The organism is Lacinutrix iliipiscaria (assembly GCF_042686125.1).
Taxonomy (GTDB): domain Bacteria; phylum Bacteroidota; class Bacteroidia; order Flavobacteriales; family Flavobacteriaceae; genus Oceanihabitans; species Oceanihabitans iliipiscarium.
In genome coordinates, this window is the sequence record NZ_JBHUOV010000002.1 from 408,352 (window position 1) to 432,475 (window position 24,124).

General features: G+C 35.5%; 13 protein-coding genes. 1 reads left to right on the plus strand and 12 read right to left on the minus strand.

The features are described 5' to 3' along the window. Positions 1-17: 17 nt before the first annotated feature. Positions 18-1,175 carry a 3,4-dihydroxy-2-butanone-4-phosphate synthase gene (ribB, locus tag ACFS5M_RS08950; RefSeq protein WP_379898597.1) on the plus strand — a complete coding sequence of 386 codons (1,158 nt, stop codon included), beginning with the start codon at positions 18-20 and terminating at the stop codon, positions 1,173-1,175. A 67-nt stretch (positions 1,176-1,242) separates the two neighbouring features. Here the strand turns inward: ribB and ACFS5M_RS08955 are convergent, their stop codons facing one another. The 12 genes from ACFS5M_RS08955 to ACFS5M_RS09010 form a co-directional block, all read right to left on the minus strand. After that, complete coding sequence (locus ACFS5M_RS08955; protein ID WP_183488005.1) at positions 1,243-2,040, minus strand: T9SS type A sorting domain-containing protein; 798 nt, start codon at positions 2,038-2,040, stop codon at positions 1,243-1,245. A gap of 201 nt (positions 2,041-2,241) precedes the next feature. Then, a complete protein-coding gene (locus ACFS5M_RS08960; protein ID WP_183488007.1) occupies positions 2,242-3,201 on the minus strand; it encodes a hypothetical protein in 960 nt (319 codons plus the stop codon). A gap of 175 nt (positions 3,202-3,376) precedes the next feature. Continuing rightward, the gene (locus ACFS5M_RS08965) at positions 3,377-4,348 is read right to left on the minus strand and encodes a hemagglutinin protein (protein ID WP_183488009.1); all 972 of its coding nucleotides are present in this window, start codon (positions 4,346-4,348) and stop codon (positions 3,377-3,379) included. Positions 4,349-4,479: 131 nt separating this feature from the next. Further along, positions 4,480-6,075, minus strand: a complete 1,596-nt coding sequence (locus ACFS5M_RS08970) for a hypothetical protein (RefSeq protein WP_183488011.1) — start codon at positions 6,073-6,075, stop codon at positions 4,480-4,482. A gap of 219 nt (positions 6,076-6,294) precedes the next feature. Beyond that, positions 6,295-8,634, minus strand: a complete 2,340-nt coding sequence (locus ACFS5M_RS08975) for a tail fiber domain-containing protein (protein ID WP_183488014.1) — start codon at positions 8,632-8,634, stop codon at positions 6,295-6,297. A 129-nt stretch (positions 8,635-8,763) separates the two neighbouring features. Continuing rightward, positions 8,764-10,200 (minus strand): tail fiber domain-containing protein, encoded by a 1,437-nt coding sequence (locus tag ACFS5M_RS08980; RefSeq protein WP_183488016.1) that lies wholly within the window; start codon positions 10,198-10,200, stop codon positions 8,764-8,766. A 193-nt stretch (positions 10,201-10,393) separates the two neighbouring features. After that, a complete protein-coding gene (locus ACFS5M_RS08985) occupies positions 10,394-13,360 on the minus strand; it encodes a tail fiber domain-containing protein (protein ID WP_183488018.1) in 2,967 nt (988 codons plus the stop codon). 43 nt (positions 13,361-13,403) lie between these two features. After that, on the minus strand, positions 13,404-15,083 hold the full coding sequence (locus tag ACFS5M_RS08990) for a hypothetical protein (protein WP_183488020.1): 1,680 nt from the start codon (positions 15,081-15,083) through the stop codon (positions 13,404-13,406). A 5-nt stretch (positions 15,084-15,088) separates the two neighbouring features. Further along, positions 15,089-15,640, minus strand: a complete 552-nt coding sequence (locus ACFS5M_RS08995) for a hypothetical protein (protein WP_183488021.1) — start codon at positions 15,638-15,640, stop codon at positions 15,089-15,091. 264 nt (positions 15,641-15,904) lie between these two features. Further along, positions 15,905-19,792: a hybrid sensor histidine kinase/response regulator transcription factor gene (locus tag ACFS5M_RS09000; RefSeq protein ID WP_183488023.1), complete on the minus strand. Its 3,888-nt coding sequence runs from the start codon at positions 19,790-19,792 to the stop codon at positions 15,905-15,907. A gap of 171 nt (positions 19,793-19,963) precedes the next feature. Next, on the minus strand, positions 19,964-21,526 hold the full coding sequence (locus ACFS5M_RS09005; RefSeq protein ID WP_183488025.1) for a LuxR C-terminal-related transcriptional regulator: 1,563 nt from the start codon (positions 21,524-21,526) through the stop codon (positions 19,964-19,966). A 162-nt stretch (positions 21,527-21,688) separates the two neighbouring features. After that, positions 21,689-23,944, minus strand: a complete 2,256-nt coding sequence (locus tag ACFS5M_RS09010) for a tail fiber domain-containing protein (RefSeq protein WP_183488027.1) — start codon at positions 23,942-23,944, stop codon at positions 21,689-21,691. Positions 23,945-24,124: the final 180 nt, after the last annotated feature.

The following is a 24,124-nucleotide window of genomic DNA, read 5'->3' on the forward strand; positions in this document are numbered from 1 at the left end:
AGCAATATCTTTGCGTTATGATGACAAATACTAAAACAAACTCAATTTCAACTTTCAAATTAGATTCCATTGAAGATGCTATAAATGACATTAAGAATGGAAAGGTTATTATTGTTGTTGATGATGAAGATAGAGAAAATGAAGGCGATTTTGTTGCTGCTGCTGAAATGGTAACGCCACAAATGATTAATTTCATGGCGACTCATGGTCGCGGACTTATTTGCACACCTCTGACAGAAAAACGTTGTAAAGCACTAGAACTTCATATGATGGTTAACAATAACACAGATCCTATGGAAACTGCGTTTACGGTTTCTGTTGATTTAAGAGGTCATGGTGTAACCACTGGAATTTCTGCAAATGACAGAGCATTAACTGTTAAAGCACTAGTTGATGATGATACAAAACCTTTTGAATTAGCTCGTCCTGGACATATTTTTCCGTTAGTTGCCAAAGAAGGTGGTGTCTTAAGGCGAACTGGACATACAGAAGCTGCAATTGATTTTGCACGATTAGCAGGATTAAAACCTGCTGGTGTGATTGTTGAAATCATGAATGAAGATGGCACAATGGCACGTTTACCAGAACTTTATAGTGTAGCTAAAAAGTTTGATTTAAAAATAGTTTCTATTGAAGATTTAGTAGCTTATAGAATGCTTCATGATTCATTGATTGAGAAAAAAGAAGACTTTAACATTAAAACCAGATTTGGAAGTTATCGTTTAAGAGCATACCAACAAACAACTAACAATCAGATACATATAGCATTAACTAAAGGTGACTGGAGTCCTTCTGAATCTATTTTGACTCGTGTGAACTCTACATTAATTAACAATGACATTCTTGGCACATTAACAAATAATGCAGATCAAAAACTAGATGACATGTTTCGTGTTATTAATGAAGAAGGCAAAGGCGCTATCATTTTCATTAATCAAGAATCCAGTTCTATGAATTTATTGAACAGACTCCAAACATTAAAAGCCTCTCAGAAGCCAAATGAAGTGGTAAAAGCACCTCGAATTAAAATGGACAATAAAGATTTTGGAATTGGCGCTCAAATACTACATGATTTAAATATTCATAAACTAAAACTTATTTCTAACACAGAACAAACTAAACGCGTTGGTATGATTGGTTATGGCTTAGAAATTGTGGAGTATGTAAACTATTAAAAAATTAAAGGGAAATAATACGCATTTATATTACCTCCCTTAACCTCAATTAATAGCATTTTTAATATTATTCTATCACTATTTTTTTAGTGAGTTTCCCTTTTTTGGTGAATATGTTCATTAGATATAATCCTTTTTGAAAATGGCTTACATCAATTCTTGTGTTTTTCGTCGTTAACACTTTTTTACCTAGTATATCAAAAATTTCTACACTACTTATTTCAAGTGCTGTATCAATATTTATATAATGAGACGTTGGATTAGGATATACTGAAATAGACGTGTTACTCAAAACATGATCTTCTACAGTAAGCGTAGAAAACATAAAACTATCGAGTCCAGCTGCTGGAGCAGAGAAATAATCTTGAGTTGTTGTTTCATCAATATTAGAGTTGTAAAAACTATCTAATACATTTCCAGCTCCTAAGGCAATAGGATCGCTATTTAATAGAAAATACATTTGATCACTGGTTGGTGTATTCGAAATAGAAAAGCTAACTAAGTCTATTTGTTGACCAGTCGTATGTGCTAAAATACTTTGACCTGGAGGCATATTAAATTGAAAGACATCTTTTGTCCCATCTCCAAGTCCTAGACCCGTTAAAAAGGCAGCGTCATATTCATTGGTAGTCCAAGGTCTTGCGGTAAGTAACCCGACAGGATTAATAACATCAACATTGCCAGCAGGCAGTACTAAAGTAAAACCTACATCAGAGATATCTGTATTGCCAGCAGAATCAAAATCCGGAATTGCTACGATTTTAAAATCGTAATTCGTGATATGAATAATCCCTAAGTCGTAGCTTTGAGCAAAGCCATAGCAAGAGATGAAAGCTAAAAGTAAAAAATTGTAAAGTTTTTTCATTTTTTTAAAATTTATGAGTATTATGATTTTTTTCAAATTAGTATCTGTTAATTTTGTTCAGGGACTGTTGTATTTATAGTTAATATTGATGAATTAAACCCATTTGATGGATGCAAAACATTGACTTTTATAATATTACTGTCATTACCTCCTCCAGAAAACTTAGCTAGGCCATTTAAACTTAAACAACCTCATGGCTCATTATTCTACGACATCAAAGACCTTAAACAAGCCTTTGCTTTTAGTTTTTGGCACTTCAGAAATAAAGGCATATTTACCAGGTTTTAAATCGGCATAAAAATAACCTGTATTACCAGCAACCATATCATTTACACCTCCTAAAAATGTCACGCCATTAGGAACAGGAGTAACTAAGCCTTTTGGGTCAGACCAATCCATCCAGGCCTCTAATTCTTCTTCACTTGCATAATCTTCAAGTTTTACTAAATTAACATCATGCCATATAAAATTTTCATGCGGTTTTTGGTCTTTTACATACACAGAAAAAATATGTTTTCCTTTAGTAATACCTTTGTCATAAGAGATTCCTTCTTCACCTGATAAGGTTATATTTACAGTAGCTTCAGGTGGTGTATTACCACTATCTGCTTCGGTTACAATAATTGGTTTCGCCATTCCCATGAGTGTATGAAACTTACCGTTAGGCATTTTCACATAACATTCCATAATATAATAACCAGGATCTAATTTAACCGTTGAAATAGCAGTGTGTTTTGGAGCAATCAATCCTGTACCACCACTATATACCACACTAAAAAACCATTCAGGCAACTTACCAAAAGCTGCAAACCCCTCTTCTGCCTTCCCAATATTAATTAAATCCATGCCCTCAGCAAAAACAGGAGCGACATCACTTATAGTATTCTCAACGGTTTTACCTTCAGGATATTTATCGAGTAAAATAAAATGAGTCTCATTAGAAAGGTTTTCATATTTTATTGTATTCCAACCAGATGGAATAGTATCAACCGATTGAAATTCCATGCTTCTAGTTAGCACATCAATAACATTAGAAGGAGTCTTTACAACATCTTCAACTATAACTTCTTCAATAGATTCTGTCTTCTTCTCATTTTTACAATTAAAGACCAAAAGGATTATTACCAAAACGGTAGTTTTCTTTATTAAGTTTAATTTCATGGTTTTGCTTTTGGTTCGTTCAAAAATTTTATTCCGTTTTTAAAACAATTTTCTTTCATTAAAGCTTTAATTCATTTTAAGAATATTTCACCTTTTTATAATAAATTACTAATCCCAAAACATGGATTAATATTAGACGACTATTTCAATTTACAAATCATAAAAACAAAAGCAACTAATCTAGTTCTGGGACTGTTGTATTTATAGTAAATGTAGGTGAATTAAACCCATTTGATGGATGCATCAAAACATTGTCTTTTATAATATTACTGTCATTACCTGCTCCAGAAAACTTCGCTAGGCCATTTAAATTTAAATCTGTATTTAAATAACCTGAAGACGAAAATGTAACGGAGTTAAATCCGTTTAAAGGATCTGATAAAATATAGTCTTTTATGGTATTTGATCCGTTTCCAGCACCAGAAAATTTTATCTGATTACTCAAGTTAGTATCACCAGACCATAAAGCTGTATCACCAGAGCCTAAAACAACTTGTGCATGGCTTCCAAAAGTTGAAAAACCACTATTTCTAAAATCGACTTCAGTAGAAGTTGACTCGTTTAGCGTTATTGTTGAAGCACTCATTGCTCCTAAATGGTTACGATGTTTAACTACTACGTAATAACTGGTAGGAGCTGCTAACATAACCACTTCTGAAACGCCATCTAATCCAACCACATCTCCATCACGTTGAAGTAAAGCCGATTTCCCATTAATTAGTTTTGTATTATCATTGGCAGCACGTAACTCTACCCAAACCCAATCTACAATAGCATTGTTTCCTGTGACATTAAAAACTGAGGCATTACAAACTGCTGCATCAGCATAAGGGCTTGTCGTTGGAATTAAAGTATTTTGTCTTAAATCATCATTCATGAGTCCTGCAGACGTTGGATTTAATATTGGCCCTTGTAAGAAGAGCTTAGGGTCTATTTTTATCTTCATACTTCCATTAATAAAGCCTTCAGAAACTTGAATGTTTCCTGCACTTAATTCTTGGACATTCACTTCGCCTATGGTGTAGAGAATTTCTATACCTCCAGCTGTGGCACTGGCACCTCCACTATCGATACTGAATTTTTCGATGGTTTGAGTCATTCCTAAAAAAGGCACCAAAAGGCATAAAATTGCAGAGATTGTTTTCATGATACTACTTGTTTTTATGATTCTTTATAAAAGCAATTCTAATTTTATTAATCAAATATACTTATAAAATTAAATGTTACTTTACTAATTAATTAATTGCAATCAAATTATGATTTAAATAGCTAAAATATCTACTGAAGATTGACTAATACCAAGACAAAACCTTGTCCAGATGGTAAAGACGACATTGCCTTTCCAACTATGGCTCCTTGTGCTCTAGAATACTCCGTTACTTTCATGGCATAACCAGGAGTTGTAGAGGACGTAAGCAAATCTCCAACTTCAATACTTCCATTAGATGCATCAGCATACACATAAACTTTACCTGTTAAGGCTAATGGATGTTTACCATCGCTAGTTGCATATCTATTCTCTTGGCTTAAAGCACTTTCGTCTGAAGTCATTTCTCCTCCCATTAAAATTGCTGGCCGTATGCCATTAGCGCCACTAATAATACCTGCTACTTTTTTATCATAAGGTTGATTAGACACCATCATCTCGCCAGGCTTATTTGGATCTAAACAAAGGATCATGCCAGGTTTTGCTTGTGAAGCATTAGAAACCGCATAAAACTCGGCCAAATCAGCTCCTGTAACTTCAATTTCTTGAGTTATCACTCTTCCAAGACCTAAAAAATCGGCATCTAAAGATATTCCCAATGAACCATCGGCCTTATACATTTGTATTTGTGAGCCTGTACTGGCTGTTTCTGAAGCTTGCAATTCAAGTGTTCTAAATCCACTATTCATATAATATTCCGTTTCTCCACCGGTTCCTGCTCCAGAATATCTTGTTCTTACAGTGGTAGTATCTGCATTTCTAACGTAAAGATCTTTTTGATTCACATTAAGTCCTGTTCGTCCGTGTGAATCAGTTCCAATCATAAGTCGATCGGAAATTTGAGTTCTTCCATTAAAATATGCGGCATATCCCTGCTCATCGTTATTGTATGCATATATGCCATAGTTACCGGGACCACTGGCATACCCATATAGTGCATAATGATTTCCTGTACCACTAGCTGAGATATAAGAGTAAACACCGTACATATTACCTGAAGCTCCAGCTGTGCTTAATGTATTATATATCCCGTAAGTTGGAGACGTAGCATCATTGGAACTCACATTATTATACAAACCATATCTAGTTCCTGTTCCATCGGATGTGGTATAATTATATATCCCATATTTAGAACCACTACCAGCATAATTGTTTTGGAAATATGTCGTAATTGTTTGGTCATCACTTATAACATGTAATTTTCTTGCTGGATTAGCAGTACCTATACCAACATTACCATTTAATCGGTGAATTCCATTTCCGTTATCCTCCCATTTAGAGGTATCTGGTGCAGAGAGTGCATAAGGGACGGCTTTAAATTCTGTAGTTCCCATATCTTGCAATCCGTCTCCTGTATTAATCTGCACATTTAAAAAATGGAGATTTGCAGCCCAATCAATATCATTAAAAACACCACTTAAAGGATTTCCTTCTCCTATATTAATTATAATAAGTCCGTTATCATCTGTATTAGGTGTATGAGATTCTTGGTACACAGTAGGTCCTACTGCGCTGGTAGAATGAATTGTAAACTCAACAACAATAAGGTCGTTTGCAATAACATTACCACTATTGTCTTTTACAACAGCTTTGTAATTAATGCCATTTTGAGCAAAACTTGTAAATGAAATAAATAAAACGAGAAATACTGTAGTAATGTTTTTCATAATTTAATATATTGATTAGCAACTAAATGTAGTTGTTTCTTGCTAGAAATTCATAAAAGAATGTATTGTTGGTCTATTTCCTTGTATGAATGGTAATAACTTTTTTAATCAATAAAATATCTTTTGCGTTAAGTTATTGTTTTAGCTTTCATCAAATTTCTTTTATTTTTTAAAACTTCTATATAACATATGTAACAAAACATATCATTATTGTCACATTTATTGGGATGTGTCATTCTCTAAACGTTCCACGCGTTTTAATAAGGTTTGAAATTGATTTTCCTGCTCTATGTTTTTTTGTTTTTCACTATCCAATAATTTTTGCTGTGAATCTATAATCTCTTGCTGCTCTTGTATAGCTTTAATCAATACAGGAATCAACTCGGTATAACTTACACTTAAGGTTTTGTTCTCATCATCTGCAGTATGCACAATTCCTTTAATAACAGTTTGCACCTCTTGAGCGATTAGACCTAAAGATTTATTCTCTTGGTCTGGTTTTGCTTTCCAGTGGTAAGCTTTTGGTTGTAATTGTAAAACAGCATCTAAACCATAAGGAATCGTTTCAATATCATTTTTTAATCTGCGATCGCTACTGTGGACTACACTTCCGTTTACTTTAATATCGCCATCACCTTCAATAGTGAAAATATCGCCAACATCTGAATGGTAAAAATTAATACGATCTGTTATTGTATTACCATCTAAACTCCCAGCAATGGCCCAATAGTCTGAACTATTTGTATTAGAAAAATTAAGACGTGCAAAGGTACCAGAGGTTTCCCTAATATTTATTTGAGGCGAGGTTTGCGAACTGGCATGATCGATATCTAGTTTGGCATTAATACCTGAACTTTTAGCAACACCTATTTTGCCATTTTTTAAAATGGTTAATGCATTGGCTCTATTAGCATTACTTGTTCCGTTACCAATTTCAAACAATGGATCAGTTGAGACCCAAGATGTAGCATTTCCACCTCCAACATTATATCTTCCTATAGCTGTAGAAATTAAAGCTTCTGCTTTTAATTGATAACCAATAGCTGTAGATTCATTTCCAGAAGCTTCCGTTATAAATCCCATGGAAAAAGAATCCTGACCTTCAGCTTTAGAACCAAAACCCATAGCAACTGAAAAATTCCCAGATGCTATTGTTCCACCTCCAATGGACGTAGAACCTTCTCCAGATGCGGTTGATTGAGTTCCTATAGCTGTAGCAGATTCCCCTGAAGCGATTGTAAAAGTCCCTAGAGTTGTAGAATATTCTCCAGAAGCTGTTGTAAAATAACCTGTCGCAAGAGCATCTTTCCCTGAAGCTGTTGTAATTCGTCCTAGAGCTGTAGCATATTGTCCGGTTGCGCCACGTATTGTTGAATTACTTTCATTCAAACTTAAATCGACAGCACTTTCTCCAATACTTCCATAATAACTTGGATTTCTTCCAGCAATTCGATAACCAGTGCCATTACCTTCGTTTAAAGCTTCAAGACCAGAACTATCATCAAAATTAGCTTCAGCGTATTCCTTTGTTATCAATGCTTTATCATCAGTAATTTCATTTAAATCAAAACTTGGTGCAGTAATGGTCCCATTTTTTAAAACCGTTAATGCATTACTTCTATTTCCACCACTTGTTCCGTTACCTATCTCGAATAAAGGATCTGATGTAATCCATCCTGTAGAATTTCCTCCTCCTATATTAAACCTTCCAATGGCTGTTGAGATATAAGATTCAGCCTTAGTATTATTTCCTATAGCTGTAGAAAACTGTCCCTTTGCATGTGATAAATATCCCATTGCTGTTGAATTCATTCCTTCGGCCCATGTACTCTCTCCCATTGCTGTTGTAGAAAATTCTGAGGCAAGGGTAAATTTCCCCATAGCTGTAGAAAAATCTCCTTGAGCTTCTGTTGTACCCCCCATAGCTGTAGAAATTTCTCCAGAAGCTTCTGTATGATTTCCCATTGCTACTGATCCATTACCAGTAGCTGATGTATTACTCCCTACAGCAAAAGATTCTATTCCTGTTCCTCCAAATTCGACGCTAGGATTAGTACTATCACTATTACTTAAATCTACGGCATTTTCACCTATATCTCCATAATAAATTGGATCTTTACCTATTAAACGCCAACCAACACCATTCCCTTCATTTAAAGCTTCAAGTCCACTTACATTTGCCGCTTTTTCAGCTTGTAAAGCATAAGGCACAGCCATAAACTGCGTGGTGCCTATATCTGTTAATCCTGCACCAGTGTCTATTTGCACATTCAAAAAGTGATCGTCTGTTCCCCAATTGATATCTGCAAATACATCACTTGTAGTGCCTTCTCCGATATTTACAATAATGAGTCCGTTGGCATCTGTAGTTAATGTATGGGTTTCTTGATAGACATTGATTTGTGCTACACCTTGTAAAATAGAAAACTGTACTTGTATGAGGTCGTTTGCCACCACATTGCCTATGTTATCTTTAACAATGGCTTTGTAATTAATGCCTTGTTGGGCAAAAGTTGTTATTGTTATGCAAAACGCTAATAAGAAAATTACTTTTTTCATGATTTGAGGTTTTAGTTGGTAAAAATTATCAATCAACAATATAACGAAAAATAAAAACCTAGTAATTCTAATTGTATGGTTAGTACGAAATAGCATATAGTTGGTTATAAATAGATAAAAGTTGGGTGTTTAATTATTAATGCGTTGATTCTTTTCTATGAGCTGTAACCTTTCATCAAAGGCCTTTGCTTGTTGATCTCTCTGTTCTAGATCAGCAGATAAACTATCAATTTTGGAGTTTTGCGAATCTATAATCTCCTGCTGTTTTTTGATGGCTTCTAACAAGACTGGGATGAGTTGTATATAGCTAACGCCTAAATGATCTTCATTATCTATAATGCTTACCATTTCTGGGAATACTGCTTGTACGTCTTGAGCTACGACACCAAATTCACGTTTTTTTGTGGCATCGTTTTTCATGTTGTAGGTATAACCTGTGATGCTCTGAAGTTGCACTAAAACATTTTCAATAGGTTTGATATTTTCTTTAAGTCGCCTGTCGGAAACATCAGTAATAGTACCTGTATATTCTATATTACCATCCACATCTAATCTTACATTTGGATTATAGACCCCAAGTCCAACGTTGGTTGCAAAAAAATTATAGCCAGCACCAGTACCATAACCCCAACTAAAATAGTTACCGTTGTACCAAAGGGCTTCATCTCCATTAACTCGTAAAGCTATACCTGAGCTTACGCCTTCGTTAATATTGGTAGCACCAGAAACGTCTAATTTATAATTTGGTGTGGCTGTACCCATACCAATATTGCCATTTTTTAATACAGTTAATGCGTTGCTTTTATTTCCAGAAGAAGAACCGTTACCAATAACAAATAATCGATCTGAACCATCCCAATCTACTACATTATTTGGAATATAACTCGTATTATAACTACCTACAACCGTTTCGATATACGATGGTGCTGTAGTATGATACCCCATTGCTGTTGAAACAAAGCCAGATGCTTCTGTATCTTGTCCTATTGCCGTTGAGTTTAATCCAGAAGCGGTTGTATAACGTCCCATTGCCGTTGAATTCAACCCTATTGCGCCACTGGTTGTTGAGGGTATATCAGAAAAACTTAAGTCAATGGCTTCTAATCCAATATTACCATAATTATTAGGATTTCTATCTCTTATAATACGCCAACCTATCCCATTGCCTTCATCTAAAGCTTCCAAGCCTGTAACATTTAATGCATAAGGCACAGCTTTAAATTCTGTGATTCCCATATCAATCAACCCAGAGCCAATATCAACCTGAACACGAAGACGAAGACTAAGTGGGTCGTTTCTCCAGATTATAGTTTCAAAATTTCCGCTTGTTGGTGTGCCCTCTCCTATGTTTACAATAACAATACCATTATCGTCTGTTACTGGCAAGTGTGTTTCTCGGTAAAGGATTGCTCCGCCTCGGAGAATAGCAAACCGTAAATCTACAGTTTGATTGGTAACCACGTTGCCTAAATCATCTTTTATAACGGCTTTATAGTTTATGCTCTGTTGAGCAACTGTAGTAAGCGTAATACATAGCATGACAAATAGTGTGAGTTTTGTTTTCATAATCTGTTGGATTGATTTTCATAAATAACTTATACCTATCTAGGTCTCAACAATTTACAAAAAAATAAGATTAAAAAATCAAAGACAACAAGATATTATGAATTGAATTAGCCTATCAATTTTAAAACTACAACTAACACTACAATCTGATTTTAATTTTGTTATTGTAAACATACAGACAATTAAAGAAGTGCTACTTATTTATGCTCAGTAATTTCTCAATATTTTGTAGTCGCCCATTTAAGTTTGCTAAGACCTCGTCTTTATCTGAATTGTTTTTTTTCAATGTGTTAATAGTTTGTTGCTGTTCTTGAATCGCATTAATTAATACAGGTATCAATTCGGTATAACTCACACTTAAGGTTTTATTCTCGTCATCAGCGATATGAACAATTTCATTAATCACACTCTGAACTTCTTGAGCTATTAAGCCCATAGATTTATAATCTTGTTCTCTATTTTTCCAGTTATAAGCTTTGGGAGAAAGTGCTAAAATTTCGTTTAAGCCATAATTTAAATCTTCAATGTCTTTTTTTAGGCGTCGGTCTGAACTATGTACTAGAGTACCGCCTACTGCTACATTACCTCCATGATATTGAAGATGAAGATTAGTTGCTGCTCCGTTCAGTCTAGCTTGAATCTCATTACCATCAAATACTAAGTTATTTCCGACTTCATAACCAACCATAAATAAGCCAGTTCCAGATGCTAATCCTACATTATTTAACCCTTCTATATGTAACAAAGTCCCTGGATTATCTGTTCCGATACCGATATGACCATTCATTAATGCCGTAAATGCATTAGAGCGTCCTCCAGATGTACCATTTCCAATTTGAAATAAAGCACTCGTTGTCGTTGTATTATCATTTAATCGTCCTACAACTGTTGAAAATTGATCATCGGCTATAGTTTCAAACCCCATAGCTGTCGCACTAAACCCTGAAGCTACAGTAATATTACCTAACGCTGTCGAGGCATAGCCCGATGCTACAGTTTGTTCACCCATAGCCATTGAGCTATCTCCAGTAGCTTCAGTTTGATTTCCCATAGAAGTAGAACTTTCTCCAGAAGCGGATGTATAGTATCCTGAAGCAAAAGAATTATTCCCACTAGCTAAAACATTATTTCCAATTGCGATGGCTCTTTGACCGGAAGCATCTGTTGTTGCATTTGCTCCAATTGCAATAGATTCTATTCCTGATGAAGTAGCATTTTGTCCTATAGCTACAGAACGAGATCCAATAGATCTAGTGTTTCGCCCCAAAGCAATAGCGTTAGTTCCTGATGCTGAAGAATTTAAGCCTGTAGCAAAAGAATATAAACCCAATGCTCCATATGAAGAAGAGTTTCCAGAACTTCTAGAAAAATCAATGGCTCCTAACCCAATATTTCCATAAAAATCAGGATTACTACCTTTTAATCTCCACCCTATTCCATTGCCTTCATCTATAGCCTCAAGACCAGAAGCACCATTGGCCTCAAGGTACTCTTTAGTAATTAGTGCTTTATTATCTGTAATTTCAGACATATCAAAACTTGGCGCAGTGATAGTACCGTTTTTTAAAACTGTTAATGCGTTACTCCTATTTTGCACACCATCTTGGTTACTATTTCCTATTTCAAATAAAGGATCTGTTTCAACCCAGTTGTCTATAGATCCTCCTCCAATATTATTACCTCCAATTGCAAACGATGCATATGCATCAGACTGCGTAAAGAAACCAAAGGCTGAAGAACTATTTCCGTTAGCTTCAGTTGAAGAATTTGCAGCAAAAGATGAATACCCTAAAGCAGAAGTGGATGATCCAGCGGAAAAAGAACTTTCACCTAAAGCTCTTGTTAAATAACCGCTAGAAAAACTTAATTGACCAAGTGCTCCATAATAATTATCCGTTAAACCATAACTAAAATCAACAGCATTGAAGCCAATGTTGCCATAATTAGCTGGATCCCTTCCAATCAATCGCCATCCTCTACCATTACCTTCATCAAGAGCTTCAAGTCCTGTTGAAGCCCCTCCTCCTCCTGTGTAGTTAGCATCTGCATACTCTTTGGTAATTAACGCCTTATTATCTGTAATTTCTGATATATCGAAACTTGGAGCTGTTATAGTTCCGTTTTTTAGAACTGTTAAAGCATTACTTTTAGCTCCAAAGCTAGCTCCATTACCAATTTCGAAAAGCGGATCAGTGTCTACCCAAGTTGTTGGGTCACCTCCTCCTGTATTAAATCGACCAATGGCTGTTGTGAGCAATCCATTGGCATTGATGCCATTTCCTATGGCTGTTGATGTTTTACCTATAGCCAGTGTAAGTTCGCCTGCTGCCAATGAATTTTCGCCAATAGCATTTGTGGCATTTCCTAAAGCGGTACTGTTTTCTCCTGATGCTTCGGTTTCCAAGCCCATAGCTGTAGCGGTTTGTCCTGATGCTTCTGTATTATAGCCCATTGCTGTAGCTGAAATTCCCGATGCTGTTGATGCTTCACCCATAGCAACCGAAAATGGTCCTGAAGCAATGGTATTGCTTCCCATAGCCGTTGCATACTGCCCTGTTGCTGAAGATCCATATCCCATGGCTACAGAACCAACATTGGCCGTTGTATATTGTCCCATAGCTACAGAACCTGTTCCAACAGCACCTTGACCAGCATCATAACCTGTATCACCTCCATAACTTAAATCAACAGCTCTATCTCCTATATTACCATAATAAACGGGATTGGAGTCTTTTAAACGATAGCCAACACCATTCCCTTCATCTAAAGCTTCAAGTCCAGAGACATTTTTCGCATGCAAAGCATAAGGTACTACCATAAATTGAGTCGTTCCCATATCCGTTAAACCAGATCCTGTATCAATTTGAACATTTAAAAAATGATCGTCATCGCCCCAACTAATATCTGTAAAGACATCACTTGTTGTGCCTTCACCTATATTGACTACCAATAAGCCATTAACATCTGTAGTTGGCGAATGTGTTTCTTGATACACATTCGTTTGTGCTACGCCTTGTAATATTGTAAACTGCACATCTACAGTTTGATTAGCTATGACGTTACCTAAGTTATCTTTAATAATAGATTTGTAGTTAATGCCGTCTTGAGCGAACCCAAAAGACGATAGAAGTAAAATGACCATTGAAAATATTACTTTCATAATTCTATACGTTTTAATTATTACTTTATATGTTTAAATGAACTTATTCTGTATAAATTACTTTAATTCCCTTAATGGCTTGATCTTCCCAGTCCGTTCCCGACACTGTAGTGATTGTAAAAAAGTACATGTAATCAGATAAAATTGTTAAAGGCGTGGAATGCGTCAATGTTTGATTTGAGTTCGAATTATCTGTGTATAAAGTGAAAATTGGAGTTTTTATATTATTTGTTAGTCTGGTAGCAGTTAATGAAAATTGAAGATTTGTAGGTTCATTATCATATAAAAAAGCGCTTATTTGATTAACAGTGGTACCCACGGGTAGCGTCAAAGGCGCCATATAGTCGGCAGTGTCATAAACTGTATATAGCAAACCATTATCTAGAATTTGGTAACGATTAGTGGCGGGAAGATCCGGTCCTCCGGCTAATGGTCTGGGCACAGGGTGATAATTGCTACTAGGTTGAAATGCAACACTTGGGATCACAATTTCTTTAGTTCTTTTAGAATATTTTGCCTCAGTATATTCTCTCGTAACCAACACTTTACTACTAGCAGCTTCAATATTGGTAATATACATTGATGGAGTCGTGGCAACACCAGAAACTGAAACATCACCTCCAAAACTCGTAGAACCACCTGTTTGTTGCATATATAAAACTGACGAATCTGTATTATTTCGTGCAATTATTTCATTATTATCAAACACCAAGTTCGCTCCAGACTCATTCCCTAAAACTAAATATCCCGAGCCGTTACTGTTACTCGCATCACTTCCACCTGAAATTTGCAATTTAGTATTGGGTGTAGTCGTTCCTATTCCTACGTTCTCATTTTGACCTATAGTGAGACTTGGTCGATTATTCGTCCCAAGATGAAGACTGTTGCCTTGACTGTACATTCTAGTAATTCCGGCTCCACCTCCACCAGTTGCAACTCCAATGCGGAAATTAGAAGTCTCATTTCCAATTCTCAAATCTCCGGGATTACCAGCATCCAAATTCCAGTCTCCACCAAGAATATCGAGTCTTGCCTGCGGATCATCTACACCAATACCCACATTACCTGATGGTGATATGTGCATTAATTCTTCGAATGCAGAAGTATTGTCATCGTATGTTGCAAACAGCAAGCTATTCCCTGGAACCCAAGTCATAGAAGGATCTGGAAAGGTATCACTTCCACTAAAAAGCCTTAAATTTCGTGACTTATCACTATTAGAAAGATTGAATCCTGCAGGTTCAGTTTGAGTATTAGACCTAACATCAAGCGTGTGCTCTGGATTCACTCTATTAATTCCAACACTAGTATTGGTTGTGTATATTTCATTTCCTGTTTTAGACCAATAATTATCGCCGGAAGATAACGCATATGGCACAGCCATAAATTGCGTAGTTCCCATATCTATTAAACCAGATCCAGTATCTACCTGCACATTAAGCCAATGTTCATCATCACCCCACGAAATATCTTCAAACACGTCAGTTGTTGTACCTTCTCCAATATTAAGAACTATTATACCATTGTTATCAGTTGTTGGGGTATGGGTTTCTTGATAGACGATTGTAGCGCCTTCTAAAATACTAAATTGTACATCTACTGTTTGGTTAACAACCACGTTACCAAGATCATCTTTTATTAAGGCTTTGTAATTGATACTGTTTTGGGCAATACTTGTAACTATTGATAAACACGTCAACAGGACGACTAATTTAGTTTTCATATTATTTAATTTTTACGTTTTACTATTATAGTTCCTGAGACCTGAGTTACAAATGAATTAGAAGAGCTCACCCCTTGCATTTCAGCTGTAAATTCTAGTTCAAAATAAGGCAATACAACATCTTGATAAACAACCTCACCCATGCCTGTAATTGTCATCGAACCAGAAGTAGCGTTTAAGGTATAATCATCGTAAGTCAATACCATTTGTGAATCGTTAGCATCGCCATTTTCGTTAAATGAAACAGGAGTATCCCCATTCATTTTTATCTGAAAACCTACATTAAAATTATTGGCTTGAGCTTCTTCTGCAATAGTCAATAAAATAACATCTGGCTCATCAATAGTCCCATCTATTCTTACGGCAAGTATTTCATTGTTGGGTTTACTTCCTGTGAATGTATCTCCATCAACATCTCCTCCTGTAAAAGCTAAACTATACGTGTGTGCATCTTGTCCACCAGGCCCTCCAGATTGTCCATCATCAGAACTGTCGCTACTACATGATATTGCTAATAATGTTAAAAAAGTGATAACTATTCTACTAATTGTTTTCATAATATTGTTGATTTATTGGTTTTTATAATTTTTACTGATTTCACGACTTTATTGTTCAATAAAATCTTTAATTCGTATTCTCCTTTGTTTAGATGATCTATATTTAAATAGATTTTATTTTCTGCTTTTTCTTGGCTTTTCATCAACTACGCTTTAAGGATGGTTAAAACTAGATAAAGACCATCTGCTTGAATACATGATATGTTTCAAAGCATATAAATTATGTTTCAATTATTGGAAAGGCTGGTAAAGTTGTAGCGACCTTTAAGCGCTAGTAGTGTACTCATTAGGTGTACACCCATAAACTTCTTTAAAGCATTTACTGAAGTATGAAGGTGAATTAAAACCTACTTGATAAGCAATTTCTGCTACTGTAGCGTCTGAGTTTTGAAGTAATTTTATTGCAGATTTTAAGCGTTGAGAACGTATAAACTCACTAGTACTCATTTCTGTAATCGCCTTTAATTTTCTATGTAGCTGTGCTCTACTGATATGCATGTGTTTTGCAAAAGCATCACTATTAAATTCTGAATTGGTAATGTGCTGATTTAAAACCGCTTGAAGCTTTTTTAAAAAATCGCTTTCGGTTGAAGTTATGGCTAAATCTGGATTAATTTGAAAGGTCTGACTAAAATGCTTTTTAATTTTTTGTCTACTTTCTATAAGTTTTTCAACTCTAATTTTAAGTTTCTCAATATTAAAGGGCTTGGTTACATAAGCATCGGCTCCTGTTTTAATCCCTTCAATCTCATTTACCTCGCCTACTTTTGCCGTCAACAAAATTACTGGAATGTGACTCGTAAGTTCGTTTGTTTTAATCGCATGGCAAAGCTCAATACCACTTTGTACGGGCATCATAATATCACTAATAATTAAATCAGGAAGATTTTTATTGGCTTTTTCAATACCTATTTTGCCATTAATTGCTTCAATAATAGTATAATTACTCTTAAAAGTAGATTGAATAAATTCGCGGATTTCTGAGTCATCTTCAACAATTAATAAAGTAGGTTTATTTGGATTAGTATTGTTTGTTGCTTCTGGCATCAATTCCTCTTGATTTTCAATGGTATTATTCTGAAAAATTTCAGAGTGGCTAAAAGCTGTTTTTTGAATCGGAAGCGATACCGTAAACTGAATTTTATTATCATCAATATTATTAGCGATAATTGTGCCTTTAGCTAGAGTGACTAAATCTCTTACCAAGGCTAAGCCTACACCAACACCTTCAGACAGCTCATTATCTTGATAAAACCTTTGAAATAATTTACTCAAGTCATTTTTACCAACAGAATCACTTGTATTAATCACAGATAACACTAACATTTCGTCTTGCTGCTTGGCTTCAAAAATAACAACACTATGTTGTGGCGCGTATTTTACCGCGTTTGACAGCAAATTAGAGGTTACTTTTTCAATAATATCTTTATCAAACCAAACCTGCTTTAAATCTTGAATATTGCTTTTTATATTAATATTTCTCTGATTGGCTTTATACTGAAATGCACTCGCAATTTGCTTCAATAAAACAGACAAGTTGCCTTCAGAGACCTTGAGTTTGATTTGTCCTGAATCTATCATTGAAAGGTTAAGCATTTGCTCTACCAGTTTTAGTAATCTATCTGCATTTTGTTTAACCAAGGTCAGTTCTCTTTTGTCCTTTTTACTAAGTTCTGGTTTTGCTAACTGATGATCTATTGGTCCAGAAATTAATGTCAATGGCGTTCTAAATTCATGAGAAATATTAGTGTAAAGTTTGGTTTTAAATTCATCTAATTTTTTAAGACGTTCTGTTTCTTTATGCTCAAATTGTAATTGCATTTTCATTTGCCAACGCCATTTTAAATATTTATACAATCCGAAAGCAAAAAACAATCCTAATAAAACATAAAGTGTCTTTGCATAATTGGTCGCATACCAAGGTTTTAAAATGGTGAATGAGTATGTTGCAGGTGAATGGTTCCAAACGCCATCATAATTACTAGAAATCACTTGAAATTCGTAATCATTTGGTGGTAAATTAGTATAATGAGCAACATTATTGTTTCCAGAAACAATCCAATCGTCATCATTATTAATCAATCTATATTTATATTGATTGCGTTCAGGTTGCGAGAAATGTAAAGAAGAAAATGTAAATGTTACTGTATTTTCATCTGCTTTAAGGTTTTGATTTTCAATTAATTCACGCTCTTTATTAAAGACTTCAAATCCAGAAATAATTGTTTTTGGCTGAATAGGATTAAACTCTAAATCATTCGGATTAAACCAGTTCAACCCTTCTAGTCCTCCAAAATACAGCATCCCTTTCGAATCTTTAAAATAGGCTCCTGTATTAAATTCAAATGCTTGTAAGCCGTCATAATTGCCATAATTCTCAATATCAGAAATAAGATCATTTACAATACTAAGCTTAGTAATGCCCTTGTTAGAACTTAACCATAAATTCTTGTTTTCATCTGAAAGAATACTGTAAATCACATCATTTGGCAAGCCTTCTTTTTTAGTATAATTAAAAATGGTTTTATTTTTGGTGTGATATGATTTTAAGCCGTTACCATTAGTCCCAATCCAGAGTATGTCATCATGATAGTATAGCGACTTTATTTTATCTGAAATACCCTCTACTTTTATTAGACTATTATTTTTAATATTTAGTTGGTATAAGCCATCAGATTCAGATCCAACCCAAAGTATATTGGCTTCTCCTTGTTCTATTGTTCTAATATTATTAGAGGTTAGACTAGAGTTTTCTAGCGAAAACTCCTTTATAACGCCTGTACTTTCATCAAATTTTATAAGGCCATGATCTCGAGTACAAAGCCACATATTCCCTAAGGCATCTTTAAAAATTTTCCAGATTGTAAAATCAGCAGTTTCATTAAAAGTCGTCATTTTACCCTTGGCATCCATCATCTGAAGACCATGAGATTGATGACCAATCCACAATACATCATCATCATACAACAGACTCATAATTCTATCACCCAAAAGATTAGAATTCTCAGAAGTATATGTAAAAAACTCTTGGTTTTTAGTATGTATTCTAGTCAGTCCTTTACCAGAAGTACCAACCCAAATTGCACCGTTTTTATCTATAGTAATGGCTCTAATAACATCAACATTGACATTTTGAGGCACTTGATCGTTTGTTAAAATATTAAACTTAACCAAATAGGCATCGTAGTAACTTAATCCTGTCCCATCTGTTCCCAACCAAATGGTTCCTGTGTAATCTTGGTATAAAGACAACACATCATTATAATGTAAAGCATAGGGATTATTTTTGTTCTCGGTGAAATTTTGAATCGTCTCTAAATTGAAATCTACAACAAACAGACCTTGTCCATACGTTGCAATCCACAATCGGTTTTGACTATCTACTAACAGATCTTGTATAATCAAATTATTGGGCAATTGTTGTGATGAAAACCCTTTAAATGATTTAAAATTGTGGTCACTTTGAGACTTTACAAAAAGGCCTTTGCCATAACTTCCTAAATATAAAACACCTGTTTTAGATGTGGCTAAAGCGCTAAAATTAGTTTGAGGAGCAATATTTATCATCTCATAATGGCTATCCTTAATTTCAATAATCCCATTATTAGTGGCAGCCAAAATGGTTTGGTTATTGGTTTCTAGAAAATCATATATAGTAAGCGCTGCGTGGTTGGGTTTTAAAAATTGTAAGGTGTCCTGTGTTTGCGGTTTTATCTTATACAGGCCATGATTATAAGTACCTATGTAATAATCTTGATTTGTATCTTGAATAAGAGTACTGACGTGTTTCATATTTGAAACCGCCTGAAAGCGATCTGTTTCTTGCAGATAATATTCCAATTTTCCAGAATTAGAAACAACCCATAATCTACCCTTCTTATCCACATAGGTTTTCCCTAGCTTACTATAGGTCGATCTGGTGACGTCTTCAAACTGAATATCATAGTGCTTAAATTTCCGACCATCGTATTTATTCAGGCCATCTTGTGTCGCAAACCACATAAACCCAGTACTATCTTGTGCAATACTAACGACACTATTTTGCGACAGACCATGCTCTACTGTTAGTTCTCTAAAAGCGATTTGATTATTGCTTTGTGAAAAAGAAATAATTGGAATAAAGCAAAAAAAAAAGAATTTTATGTGATTCATTGATAGCAAATTCATCACTTAAAGTTACTAAAAATGTTTTAATACTATGAATTCAAAGCGGTAGAAATTGCTTTTACCATGAGCTCAGCTCGCGTTTTAACCTCAGCCTTGGTTCTATACGATAGATTAGATACTTAAATAATTAAAGGGCATGCTTTAAATTATAGGGCATCAAATTGATTTCAACATAAATTGAAACGCTTCTTTTCTGTTATTAACGCCTAATTTACTGTACGCATTTCGTAAATGGAATTTTACTGTACTTACTGAAATATAGAGCTTTTCGGCTATGTCTGCATTGGTTTTTCCTGAAACGCATAGTTTTAAAGCATCAAATTCCCGTTCAGTTAAAGGCGTATGCAGTTTTTTGTTTAAGGTGTCCATATCCAGCTCTACCGAAAGTTCTAATGGACTGCTATGCAATTCCATAAAACGTTTTTGTAACGCTTCTACTTGTAACGCTTGAGCCTCGCGTTCGGCTTTTAGCTTTTTTTGACGAGAGAAAAAGAACACCATTAAAATAGTGATAATACCAATAGCTCCAGTTGTCAAGGCTATTTGTGTGCTTCTCGCCTTTGCTAAATTGGCATCTTTTAGCTGACTTTCAAATGTGAGTTTCTGTATTTCTTTTTCCTTTTTAGTGGTTTCGTACTTGGCCTCCAAATCGGCAACACGTGTTTTTACTTCAACACTATTTAGAGAATCACTTAAGGTGAAGTAGGCATTTCTATAATCTAAAGCTTGTTTGGTTTGCTTGTTTTGTAAAGCAATGTTATACAACAAATCGTAGGCGCTTTTTTCACTATCTGCAAACCCTTTTTCTTTTGAAAATATAAGCGCATCTTTTGCGTAACGTTTAGCAGATTTAAACTTAGACAGTTTAAGACTTACCTGTCCCATGGAAAGTAAGGTTAAAGCATATTCTTCTTGCTCTCCAACAGTTGTTGCTAAATGATGTGCGGCTTCATAATGACTAAAAGCTTGACCTAGCTGTCCTTTTTTTTCAAATATCTTACCCAAACTACTTTCAGCATAAACCAACATGGTCGTATTGTTTAAGTCTTTAAAAAATGTTCGCGCTTCATTTAAATGATAAATACCTTCTTCTAATTTATCTACATCGTTATATACCATAGCCAAACGCAAATGATTTAAAGCCATATCTGTGGTATCTTTTAAGGTTTCAGACAATACCAGACATTTTTTTGTGGTTTCCAGTGCCTTATCCATTTGCCCTAGCTGAAAATACACACCTCCTAAATTGCCATAGGTTTTACTCAATACATCATTAAGCTTATCATCGTTTTTTCCTTCTGCTAATTTCATCACCTCTTGGTATGCAGCCAAAGAGGCTTCGTATTCGGCTTTGCCCATATACACTAAACCTCTTGTGTTATTAATCATGGCTAATAAAAAATCTGATTCTGTAGTATTGGCAAATTTTTCGGCTTTGTCAAGATACCAAAAGGATGAATCTGCTCGGTTTAATTGGCCGTAGGCAATGCCTAAATTCATATAATAATGCCCTTGTAGCGAATCTGATGTTTCTACAACAACATCTTGTAATTCTAATAAATTTTTTATACCATCGTTAGGGTTTTCGGTGGTCATAAACGCGTCTAACGCTTCGGCTACACGTTCTTGGTTGTTTTGTGAAAAGACACCTGTTGAAAAATTAAAAAGCAGAATAAAGGCTATATTTTTTAATATATGGATTGATGGCAGACAAAGCATTGGGCTGGATTTTAAGGTATCTTTTTGATTTTCAACTCAATAAATATAATAAAAAAATCTACTTGAAGTCAAAGTTGAAAAAAATCACATTGAAAACAAAAACAAAGCCTGTCTTTCGACAGGCATGTAATCTTATAAGTTGTTTCGCTATTAACCTAAAGATTACTTCGTTTTTAATTTGTCTACAACGACGTACTTATTTTCGGTTTTAGTTTCCAAAGCTTCCACACGCTCTAACAAAGTTTGTAATGCTGTTGATTGTCCAGAAATGGTTTTGTTTTGGCTGTCTATAATCTCTTGTTGCTCTTGTATGGCATTGATTAAAACTGGAATCAATTCGGTATAGTTTACACTTAAAGTGTTGTTTTCATCATTGGCTGTGTGTACCAGTTCTGAAATAATGGGTTGTACTTCTTGAGCAATTAAACCTAACGATTTGTGGGTTTGCTCGCCACGGTTTTTCCAGTAGTATTGTTTAGGTGCCAATTGCAAGACTTCGTTTAAACCATAGGGCAAGGTTTCTATATTGTGTTTTAACCTACGGTCGCTACTGTGCACCACAGCACCACCAACATGTACAGAACCACCATCGTTTTGTAAGTATAAAGGTGCTACCACACCATTGTTGCGAACCATGATTTCGTTGGTATCCATAACCAAATTCATACCAGAGGTCTCACCCAACAGCACAAAACCACCAGCATGGTTAAGACCAGCATCACTACCACCAGTAACCTGCAACTTGGTTTCTGGTGTGTTGGTGGTAATACCCATATTACCATTTTTAAGTACGGTTAATGCATTCTGTTTACTAGCATTAGAGGTACCATTTCCAATTTCAAATAATGGGTCTGTAGCTACCCAAGTTGTTGGATTACCACCACCAATATTATAACGACCTATTGTTGCTGATGCAAAAGCTTCTGCTGTAGTAAAAAAACCTATTGCTGTTGAAGCTTCTCCCCATGATTCTGTAAAACTTCCCATAGCTGTTGAAGCATATCCTATTGCTTCTGTATTACTTCCCATTGCTGTAGAAATATATCCTGATGCTTCTGTGCCATTTCCCATTGCTGTAGAAACGTATCCTGATGCTACTGTATTATCTCCCATTGCTGTTGAATAATCTCCTGATGCTTCTGTGCCATTTCCCATTGCTGTAGAATAATCTCCAGATGCTTCTGTACTACGTCCCATCGCTGTTGAATGATCTCCAGAGGCTTCTGTACTAGTTCCCATGGCTGTAGAACTTAATCCAGTTGCAGTTGTTGTGTTTCCTATTGCTGTTGACCTGTGTCCTGACGCTCTAACACTAATACCCATTCCTAATGCGTAATCACCTGTAGCATTAACAGCATATCCAACTGCAAAAGCACCAATACCTGAAGCACCAGCAACATTGTTAAACACACTTCTGCTCAAATCTACTGCATTTTCTCCTATATTATAATAATTATCTGGATCTCGCCCAATCAAGCGCCAGCCTATGCCATTACCTTCATCAATAGCTTCCAACCCTGTGGCAACTATGGCTGTGTTTTCTAAATATTCTTTGGTAATGAGAGCTTTTGGGTCGGTAATTTCTGCCATATCAAAACTGGGTGCTGTAACAGTTCCGTTTTTTAAAATGGTTAAGGCATTGCTATAGGTGCTTCCAAAACCATTACCTACTTCTAAAAGTGGGTCTGTCTGCACCCAAGCCGTTGGGTTGCCACCACCAACATTGCGTTGTCCCAATGCCATGGAAACATAAGCTTCGGCAGAAGTAATATATCCAAAGGCTGTGGCGTACTCTCCAGAGGCTGTGTTACCATAATTGTTTGCCATAGCGTAACGACCAGAAGCTAACACTTGGCGTCCCGAAGCAAAGGCATAATCGCCAGTAGCACCAGAGTTGCCTGTGGTGTTGCTTTGGCTTACATCTACAGCATCAAGACCTATGTTACCAAAATAACTCGGGTTTCTACCTACCAAACGCCAACCTATACCATTGCCCTCGTCTTTGGTTTCCAGCCCAGTGACATTATTGGCTATGCTTGCGGTTTCGGCTTGTTTGGCGTAAGGCACTGCCATAAACTGTGTGGTGCCCATGTCTGTTAAACCACCTCCTGTGTTTATCTGTACGTTTAGATAGTGGTCGTCTGCTGCCCAATCTATGGCATTAAAGGTTCCAGAAATGGGTGTGCCATCACCAATGTTTACCATAACAATGCCATTGGCATCGGTTGTTGGTGCGTGACTTTCTTGATAGACATTGGTTTGTGCTGCACCTTGTAAGATGGTGAATTGGATGGTAATTAAATCGTTGGCAACCACGTTGCCAGAACCGTCTTTAATCAAGGCTTTGTAATTAATACCTTGTTGTGCGAACGTGATTCCTGACATAAGGAACACGAGCGTGAAAATTAATTTTCTCATTGTGATTCAGTTTTAGGTTAATAGCGTTTTAAAAATTCTATGCTGAAACTACCTAAAATGAACTTGTTAGCACCTAACCTTATGGGTTAGGATTTTAAAAATAATTTATAACGTATTGGTTTTTAACAACTTAAAATATAGAATTATGAATGTAGTCAAGCCTGTCTGACGACAGAGCAG